This window comes from Armatimonadota bacterium (genome assembly GCA_016125185.1).
Lineage (GTDB): Bacteria > Armatimonadota > Fimbriimonadia > Fimbriimonadales > Fimbriimonadaceae > Fimbriimonas.
On sequence record WGMG01000013.1, the window covers coordinates 19424 to 28191 of the forward strand.

Consider the following 8768-nt stretch of genomic DNA (forward strand, 5'->3'; position numbering starts at 1 on the left):
GATATATGAATCCTTTCAGGTTCAAAAGATGTATAAATATGTAGTTCTTTTGTACGACTTCGGACAAAGGGACCCAAAAGAGGCAACTAAGGTGAAAATCAAACCAGCAGGCAAGATCGCCCTGCTCATTGTTATTCTAGGAATCGTCTTCGGTGCATACCGAGTCTTTTCAGGCGGTGGAGGCCTAGCAAACTTAATACCCGGTGCTAAGGAAAAGGAGTCTTCGGTACCGATTACGGCCGATCTTCCAACCTTTGGCGGAGCGAAAACTGCTCCATCTCTAAGCGGAATAACACTCCCAAGCTCGAATAAGTTCCAAGGGGGAGGCGATGAAATACGCTGGCTTCTTTGGGCTTGGAATGCTCACATGGGCTTAATGTTTGCGAACGGTGGTCCTGAAACCACGAATGGCAGCTTGATGGCTAAGAATAATGTCCGCCTTCAATTGACGAGACAGGACGATGCGGCCAAAATGCAGGAGGCCCTGGTCGAGTTTGCGACGCAGCTTAGTCAAGGGAATGCACAGCCGACACGCGGCGCTCACTTTGTAAGCATCATGGGTGACGGCGCGGCGGCCTTCTTGGCGGGCGTTAATGAGACTTTGAAGAAGATTGGGCCGGACTATACGGCGAAAATCGTCGGTACGGCCGGATTTTCGCGCGGCGAAGACAAATTCATGGGTCCAGCGGCCTGGAAGCAGAATCCGGTTGCCTCGAAGGGAGGCTTGGTTGCCGGCTACCTGCGAGACGGAGACTGGAACATCGCCATGAAGTGGCTTGGCGACAATGGTCTCAAGAACAATCCAGATGAAAAAACCTACGATCCAGATGCCTTGAACTGGGTTGCGGCCAACGACTATATTGATGCCGCTGAAAAGTATATTGCTGGCTACAGCGAAATGCGAGACGTGGTCCATAACGGCAAGAAGACCGGCGAGAAGCGAAAGGTGACGGTCGATGGCGTTGTTACTTGGACCCCCGGCGACGTATCGGTTGCGGCCAAGAAAGGTGGTCTTGTCAGTATCGTTTCGACGAGGGAATACTCGGCGCAAATGCCGTGCGTTATCATCGGCATCGATAAGTGGTGCCGTCAGAATTCGGACAAAGTCGAAGGAATGCTTTCGGCGATCTTCACTGGCGGCGACGCCGTGCGATCTTCTTCAGTTGCGCTCCACAAAGGCGCTGAAGTCAGCCAAGAGGTCTACCAGGAGCAAGGCGCTGACGCTAACTACTGGGAGAGGTACTTTAAGGGAACGGTCGAAAACGACGCTCTTGGTAAACCGGTCGAACTTGGTGGCTCGAGCGTTAATAACCTCGCCGACAACCTCTTGCTCTTCGGCATGGTGACCGGTTCGGCCAATATCTACAAAGCGGTGTACGAAACGTTTGGCAACATCGTCGTGGACCAGTATCCAGAGTTGGTTAAAACCTATCCGTCGTACGATTCGGTTGTTGATACGACTTACTTGGCGAATGTGCAGAAGAAGGTGGGGCTGACCGAGATTACGGCATCAAACCCGGCAACTGGGATCGATACCTCGGCGAAGAAGCCGACAAACTTGGTTACCATCAGCAACAAGAGCTGGGATATCAAGTTCAATACGGGGCAAGCGAGCTTCACACCTTCCGCCCAAGCTGAGCTAAGGAAGCTCATGAATGACCTGTTGGTTGCGGGCAACACCTATGTGGAAATCAACGGCCACACGGATAACGTTGGAAACGCCGATGCGAACATGAAGCTATCGGAAGCGAGAGCGTTTGCAGTTAAGGCGTACCTTGAAAAGTATGCGCCGAAACAGTTCCCGACGGGACGAGTCACGGTTGTCGCCCACGGACAAACGGAGCCGTTGGTGCCGAACATTAGCGAGGCCAATCGGGCCAAGAACCGCCGGGTCGAGATCAAGATCAAGGCAACAAGTTAGGGACTATGGCAGAAACTCCGGTCGGCGAGGCAGCGGTTGCATCGCCGACCCCTCAAAAGCAGCTGCCAAGGATTCTCGACGCGTTTTTGCCGAACAAGTCGATCTCGCAATCGACGTTCCTGATTATCGTTGCGTTTTGGATTGTCTCGTCGATCGTTATTTGGTCGACGTCCAGCTACAAAGCTCTCCCTAAACCGGGCGAGGTTGTCGATGCCCTGAAGGACCTCTGGTTTAACATGGGGCTCGGGCAAGAGCTGATCAAGAGCATGGCGCTCAACCTCAAGGCGCTTGGACTGACGGCGGTGATTTGTTTGCTGCTGTCCTACCTCACGGTTATCCCGTTCTTTCGGCCGATCATCACGGCCGTCAGTAAAGGGCGGTTTTTGAGTCTGGTCGGCTTCTCGTTCGTTTTCACGCTGGTCTTGGGTGGGGGATCGAACCTCAAGCTAAGTCTGCTGGTGTTCGGCATGTCGGTGTTCTTCCTGACGTCGATGGCTTCCGTTGTGGCGGAGATTCCCAAAGCCGACTTCGATCACGCGAGGACGCTTCGGATGCCCGAATGGAAGGTTGTGTGGGAAGTCGTGATCCGAGGAACCTTCGCTCAGGCCTTTGAGGTTATGCGTCAGAACGCGGCGATCGGTTGGATGATGCTGACGATGGTAGAAGGCATTGTTCGATCGGAGGGTGGCGTTGGCGCGATGCTCCTCAATGAGCAAAAACACTTCAAGATTCCCGCGATTTTCGCAATCCAAATCATCATCCTGATCATCGGCTTGGGGCAAGACTATGTGATCGGATTCCTGCGTCGACTCTTCTGCCCCTATTCGGTTCTGACCCTGGAGCGAAAATGAGTTACGAATACGAAGTCAAGGAGTGCATCCTCAAAATTGAGAACGTCAGTCTGGATCTTGGCGGTCGTCCGATTTTGAAGAACGTGAATGCCGAAGTGAAGAACATTCTTCGGCCCAATTTGGCGCAAGGTCAGGTCGTCGGCTTGCTTGGGCCCTCGGGCATGGGCAAGACTCAGCTCTTTCGCATTCTGGCCGGGCTCAACCAGGCCGACCAGGGGAGTGTCTACGTGACCGAGCAGATGATTCCGGTAAGGGCGGGCATGGTTGGGGTCGTCGCGCAAAACTATCCGCTGTTCGACCACCGGACTATCTTATCGAACTTGGTAGTAGCCGGAAAGCAGGCGGGAATGAACGGGCCGGCCGGATCGCAAAAAGCGCAGGACCTTCTCAATCGATTTGGATTGGGCGAACACGGCGATAAGTACCCAGTTCAACTGTCGGGCGGACAGCGCCAGCGAGCGGCGATCGCCCAGCAGTTCATGTGCAGCGAATATTTCCTGTTGATGGACGAGCCTTTTTCGGGATTGGATCCTTTGGCCAAGGATGCGATGTGTTCATTCATCGGCGAGATGGCGCGCACCCATGAACTGAAGACGTTCATCGTTGTGACGCACGACATCGACGCCGCGATTGCGGTCTGTGACAGCCTCTGGCTATTGGGACGTGAGCGAGATGAAAAGGGCCAGGCGATCCCAGGCGCCAATATCCGCCACACGATCGACCTAGCCGCCCGGGGTCTGGCTTGGCGCGAGAACATCCGTGAAATGCCTGCGTTTGGAGCCATGGTCAATGAGGTCCGCCAGCTTTTTGCGACGCTCTAAGGGGATAATCAATTAGCCTTCGTGAATATCGACCCCTCGCAAGCAAATTACAAAAGTGCCCGGCACCGATACAAGACAGCGTTCACTGAGAACGCGAACCTGATCGGGCTTGCCGGAGTGTTTGCCGCGTCCGTCGCTATGCTCAGCCCTCTTGCTTTTGTCGTTGGGTTGGCGGCCGAGGCCGTGTACATGCTCTTCGTACCGGATTCTAGGTGGTATGAGTCGAGGTTGAAGGAAAAGTTCGACGCCGAGGTTCAGGCACGATTGGACCGGCTTCGCGACCAGGTCTTTCCTCAAATTCACGAGTCGGTGCGGGAGCAATTTTCTCGACTTCAATCGGCGAGACTCCAGATTGGCCAGCAGTCTCGGTCGGAAGAGAAGTGGTTTCGCGAGGCGTTGCGCAAATTAGATTTTCTGCTGGAAAAGTATCTGCAATTCGCGCTCAAAGAATCTCAGTACATTCGGTACTTGAATAGTCTGGTCGACGAAGCATATGACAATCTTAACCGCGAAGAGAAGAATAAGCTGGATGACTTGGTCGACCGCGCTTCTTCGAAGTCTAAGCCGCCCAAGTCTGGGACCGTCTCACTCAGCCCTGCGCCGTCGGAAGACTGGAACAACACCGTGGCGGAAGTGCTTTCGAGCCAATATGCTCGCGAGATTAACGACCTAAAGGAGCGATCGGAAAAGGAGCAGGTGTTTGCGACGAAGTCAATTTTGGAGAAGCGCTGCGAGATTCTTACCAAGCGACAGGAATTCGTCGAGCGAATCGTTCAGATTCTCAATAATCTTCGTCACCAGATGCAGCTGATGACGGATACGTTCGGTCTCATTAACGACGAAATTCGGGCTCGGTCGCCTGAACAGGTTTTGGCGGACATCGACGAGGTCGTGGTGACGGCGAATTCGCTTACCGAAGCTATCGAGGCAGTGACGCCTCTGGAACAGCTTGTTGCGGTTCCGAATACATAATGTGAAATTATGAGTATCAAAAGTGCATTGAAGAAAGCTGGTGAGTTGTTTGTTGAGTTCCCGGATCAGCAGCCCGACTTTTCGGCGATGACGACCCCCGCGGTAGTTCCGGTTAAGCCTGCCGTGGCCGCTCCTAGCCCAGCGCAGTCGCCAGCCGTTTCGGTTAAAGAGATTGTGGAACGAACGACAGGTCCGAACCTCGATGAGATTACGCTCACTGAGGAGCAGACACAGGACGTCCTGGCTCCAGGCGGAATGCCGGATTTTGACAAGGTTTATGCCAAGGCCAATCTGCCGAAGGCGGGATTTGGCGCAGAGCAAGCGATGGAGGTTATTGCCTCGCTTCCGGCCGACTTGCCACTTAACGTTAAGCGGACCACCGTGCAGGCGACCCTGTCAGCCATGGGTAAGGCCATGAATCAGTCGGCCAACGTGAACACTGAATCGGTGGTTGCCGATGCCTCGCGAAAGCTCGCCGCCCTGTCGGCTTATGAAGACACGCTGAACCTCCAGGCGAAACGCCATATTGCGAACATGCAGGCCGAAATCAAAACATTCGAGGACAAGATTGCTAACCTCAACGGGCAGATCGCCAGCACACAGCAGATGTTGACCTTAGCACTGTCGCAGTGTACGGCCGAAGGCGATAAATTGGACGATGTCTTGGAGTTCTTTACCCTCGACATCGGGGCGAGCAAAAATACGCCTCCAGCGTAGGTACGAAAGCCCGGCAAAAGTGCGTGTCCAGGCTCCTGATTTGAAACGGACCCTGATGTGCCGCGTCCTTCCTGTATGATGAAGAAGAATGCTCGCGTTCGGAAAGGAGAGCGAGAATGATTGGATTATTGGCGGCTTTTGGACTCGCGACGATGAACGACCAGACTGTTGATGCGGCAGCGAAACTGCGCCAGGACATGGCGGTGGTGCCTCAATCGGCGAAGCTGCCGATCAACCGATTCGGTGTGGATACGCTAGCCAAATTGTCGGCGACGGCGGACGGCAAGAACGTGATGATCTCGCCCTGGAGCCTGCAGGAGTGCTTCGGCATGTTGCGGCTGGGGGCGGAGGGGCGCACCGAGAAGGATCTGAAAGATTTTCTGAAACAGGCGGAGTCGCCGATGAATTCGGCGGTCGGTCTGCAACAGCTTCGGAACGCGGTGAAGCCGATGGAAACCTCGGGGCAGTTGCGGCAGGCGAACGGGCTATGGATTCGCAAGGGCTTCGAGGTGAAGCCGCAGTTTGTGACGGACGTGATGTCGTTCTTTGGCGCGAAGGCGAAGCAATCGACTTTTCCCTCGCCAGCCTTGGATGAGGTGAACGGATTTGTTTCCGAGCAGACAAGGGGCAAGATTCCGAAGCTGTTCGACCAGTTCGACCGGGATACGAGCATGGTGCTGGTGAACGCGATCAGCTTTTTGGACAAGTGGGCGTCGCCGTTTAAGCGGGAGAACACCAAGAATCTGCCGTTCTGGACGTCGTCGGGCGGGCAAAAATCGGTTCCGACGATGACGGGTCAGGGCGAGTATCGGTACGCGAAGGGCGACCATTGCCAGGCGTTGACGTTGCCGTACAAGTCTGGGCTGGGAATGACGATCGTGCTTCCCGACAAGGGGACGTCGGTGGCGTCGGTGCTTGGCCAACCGGACCTGCTGAACCATTTGAACTCGATTTCGCGCGAAGATCGCGGCTCGGTGTTCATTCCGCGGTGGCAGTCGGAGTTCTCGTGGAACCTGCGCAAGTGGATGGAAGGTCAGGGCGTGAAGGCGGCCTTTGATCCGGCGAGCGCCGACTTCAGCGGAATTTCGAATGTCCGGCTGGTGGTGAGCCAGGCGGTGCAGAAGACGTATATCAAGGTCGACGAGGAAGGCACCGAGGCGGCGGCGGCGACGGGGATTACCATGCGTCCGACGTCGATTCGCATCGGGGAGCCGTTCGAGTTTCGGGCGGATCATCCGTTCGCGTACTTCATCTGGTCGCCGGGCGGCGTGGTGCTGTTTGCGGGAATCGTGAACAATCCGGCGGGTTAATTTCGCCAGAACATTCGGACCCTGCCTAGCGTCTGGTTAGGATATGGAGCTTTTAGGCAGGGGACCCCGTGCTCCTTCACTGGTTTCTCGTGGGGAGTTGCTCCAGTCCGTCGATCGGTTTACTCGGGAGGTTCTCGTCGATCTTTCGAGGACCGAAACCGGCAACGCGATGATCGCGCCGTGGGGAGTTTATGACCTCATGAGCCTCCTTCGGTCCAGTGCAGGGCGAGAAGCCGGGTTGGCTCTCGGCAAGGTGCTCTGCACCTCGGCTTTGCCGCCCGACGTGCACCCCCAGTTGCAAGTTGCTCGCGCCGACATGCTGGGGCCCATTGATTCTGGTGCGTTGGCGTCGGCAACGGCGATCTGGACGGATACAGACGTCGAGTTGAAAAAGGAATTCAGGCATGTGGCGGCTGAAAGCTTCGATGCGGACATCCGCCAAGTGAGGTTTCCTGAGCCCGCTTGCCAAGAGATCAACGAGTTTGCACGGATGAAGACGGACGGGCGAATCCCGAAAATCGTCGATTCGCTGCGGAACGATGCGCGAATTGTGGTGGCGAATGCGATCAGTTTTGTGGACAAATGGCAGAAGCCGTTTCCGTCTGACCATTCGGGACCTCGACCTTTTCATCTGGCTTCTGGAGACCGTGTCGACGTGCCCATGATGGAACTTGAGTCCACCTTTGAATACGGAGAGGACAAGCTATCTCAGCATTTGAGACTTGAGTACCGGTGTGGGTTATCGATGTCGTTGATTCTGCCTCGACCCGGAATTTCGGTTTCCGACGCGTTGGTCTCGCTCCAGACTTTGTCGAGTCGGGCTCATCATTCGTATCGAGGAGTTGTGACCTTGCCGCGATGGAAGTCCGAATTCGAATGGAATGTTTTGGATTGGGTCATGAGGAAGATCGATCCGGCGGGGCCAAAGCTCGTGTTTACGGAGATGGCGAGCGAGCCACTTTCTCTGAGTGCCTTTAATCAGCGCACCTTCATTGAAGTCGATGAAGAAGGAACGGATGCACGCGCCATCGGCATGTTCCTGATGACAGCGAGTGCGAAGCCGAAGATCGTCGAGCCGTTTGAGTTTCGGGCGGATCGTCCTTTCATTTATTTCATTCGTTCGCTTTCGGGCATTCCCCTCTTTGCGGGAATCGTGAACAATCCGGTGGGTTAATTTCGCCAGACCATGCGGACGTCGGGTTCGCCTTCCTCGTTGGCTTTGCCGTCGGTCCATTCGACCTCGATGAAGCCTTCGCGGGCATAGAAGCGCCGGGCTCCTTCGTTGACTTGGAAGGTCCAGAGTTGGAGGCCGTTGGGGCTGGCCTCTTTGGCGAAGTCGAGGAGCTTTCGTCCGATGCCTCGTCCGGTTTGGCCGCGATGGCAGTAGAGTTGATCGACCCACCCGTCGTGGACGTCGAGCCAGCCGACGATATGGTCGTCTTGGGTGTAGACGTGGGAGGAGCCGCGGTCGATGAGGCGGTGGACGATGTACCATTCGACCTCACCAGTCGTGTGGGCGATCGGGACGGTATCGCGGCGAATGTCTTCGTAGAATTCGGCGATGGCGGGGGCGTCATCGATGGTGGCGAGTCGGATCATCTTAAAACTTCGGTGGCATGGTGGTCAGGCGTGGATCGACTAATCTTCGATCGATTGAGTACGGTACTGAGATCGATCCAATCGAAGTTCATCCTCGGTACCTCCTTTTGCTGAGTGAGCCAGCACGACCAATTCCCAGGCCGCCGTCATTCTTTCCTCGGGAGATCGAGAGGCCTGGTATTCAAGGTCAAATTCGACCGTGCCTTCGTCCGCGGAGCAAATCTGATACCACCCTTTTTCAGTCTTGTGGATCACAGGTTCATTATATTCTTGGTTCAGAAGGACCCTTTGCTTGGCAAATGAGTTTGCCGCCATAATGGCGGGGTTGTCCCGATGCTCGGGACTCCTCGGACTTCTTGCGGGTGCGGGACGAATCCCGGGGTGCAAGCACCCCGGGCTAACGTCTGCGACCTCTCCGAGGTCGTTCCCGTCTGGTAAGGGGTACTTGATTCAGAGTGTGGATCATTCGTCAATGAATCCTCCCCACCTCCCGATGTCACCACGCTCCATTTCCCTTCGCCAAAGGATAGCCTCGTTTTACGAAAGGCTTTCGGCTAGTCTTCCTCCCCACCGTTTC

General features: G+C 55.4%; 9 protein-coding genes. 7 read left to right on the top strand and 2 right to left on the bottom strand.

Going from position 1 to position 8768, the window contains the following annotated elements:
* The first annotated feature begins 28 nt into the window (after positions 1–28).
* The 7 genes from GC165_20835 to GC165_20865 all read left to right on the top strand — a co-directional run bounded on the left by GC165_20835 (position 29) and on the right by GC165_20865 (position 7766).
* Complete coding sequence (locus tag GC165_20835; GenBank protein MBI1335316.1) at positions 29–1921, top strand: OmpA family protein; 1893 nt, start codon at positions 29–31, stop codon at positions 1919–1921.
* A gap of 62 nt (positions 1922–1983) precedes the next feature.
* Complete coding sequence (locus GC165_20840) at positions 1984–2772, top strand: nitrate ABC transporter permease (GenBank protein MBI1335317.1); 789 nt, start codon at positions 1984–1986, stop codon at positions 2770–2772.
* Entirely contained in the window at positions 2769–3593 is an 825-nt protein-coding gene (locus GC165_20845; GenBank protein ID MBI1335318.1) for an ATP-binding cassette domain-containing protein, read from the top strand. The genes GC165_20840 and GC165_20845 overlap by 4 nt, the downstream gene beginning before the upstream one ends.
* A gap of 21 nt (positions 3594–3614) precedes the next feature.
* A complete protein-coding gene (locus GC165_20850) occupies positions 3615–4565 on the top strand; it encodes a hypothetical protein (protein ID MBI1335319.1) in 951 nt (316 codons plus the stop codon).
* A 9-nt stretch (positions 4566–4574) separates the two neighbouring features.
* Complete coding sequence (locus tag GC165_20855) at positions 4575–5282, top strand: hypothetical protein (GenBank protein ID MBI1335320.1); 708 nt, start codon at positions 4575–4577, stop codon at positions 5280–5282.
* Positions 5283–5398: 116 nt separating this feature from the next.
* On the top strand, positions 5399–6592 hold the full coding sequence (locus GC165_20860; GenBank protein MBI1335321.1) for a hypothetical protein: 1194 nt from the start codon (positions 5399–5401) through the stop codon (positions 6590–6592).
* Positions 6593–6635: 43 nt separating this feature from the next.
* Positions 6636–7766, top strand: a complete 1131-nt coding sequence (locus tag GC165_20865; protein ID MBI1335322.1) for a hypothetical protein — start codon at positions 6636–6638, stop codon at positions 7764–7766.
* Here GC165_20865 and GC165_20870 read toward each other — a convergent pair.
* Both GC165_20870 and GC165_20875 read right to left on the bottom strand, forming a co-directional pair.
* Positions 7763–8191 (bottom strand): GNAT family N-acetyltransferase, encoded by a 429-nt coding sequence (locus GC165_20870; GenBank protein MBI1335323.1) that lies wholly within the window; start codon positions 8189–8191, stop codon positions 7763–7765. The two genes, GC165_20865 and GC165_20870, sit on opposite strands and share 4 nt — an antisense overlap.
* 39 nt (positions 8192–8230) lie before the next feature.
* Complete coding sequence (locus tag GC165_20875; protein ID MBI1335324.1) at positions 8231–8446, bottom strand: hypothetical protein; 216 nt, start codon at positions 8444–8446, stop codon at positions 8231–8233.
* Positions 8447–8768 lie beyond the last annotated feature (322 nt).

Excerpts from the sequence above, each read along its gene's own strand:
- GC165_20860 (MBI1335321.1), top strand. The coding sequence starts at position 5,399 with ATGATTGGATTATTGGCGGCTTTTGGACTCGCGACGATGAACGACCAG.
- GC165_20835 (MBI1335316.1), top strand. The coding sequence starts at position 29 with ATGTATAAATATGTAGTTCTTTTGTACGACTTCGGACAAAGGGACCCA.
- GC165_20865 (MBI1335322.1), top strand. The coding sequence starts at position 6,636 with ATGGAGCTTTTAGGCAGGGGACCCCGTGCTCCTTCACTGGTTTCTCGT.
- GC165_20845 (MBI1335318.1), top strand. The coding sequence starts at position 2,769 with ATGAGTTACGAATACGAAGTCAAGGAGTGCATCCTCAAAATTGAGAAC.
- GC165_20855 (MBI1335320.1), top strand. The coding sequence starts at position 4,575 with ATGAGTATCAAAAGTGCATTGAAGAAAGCTGGTGAGTTGTTTGTTGAG.
- GC165_20870 (MBI1335323.1), bottom strand. The coding sequence starts at position 8,191 with ATGATCCGACTCGCCACCATCGATGACGCCCCCGCCATCGCCGAATTC.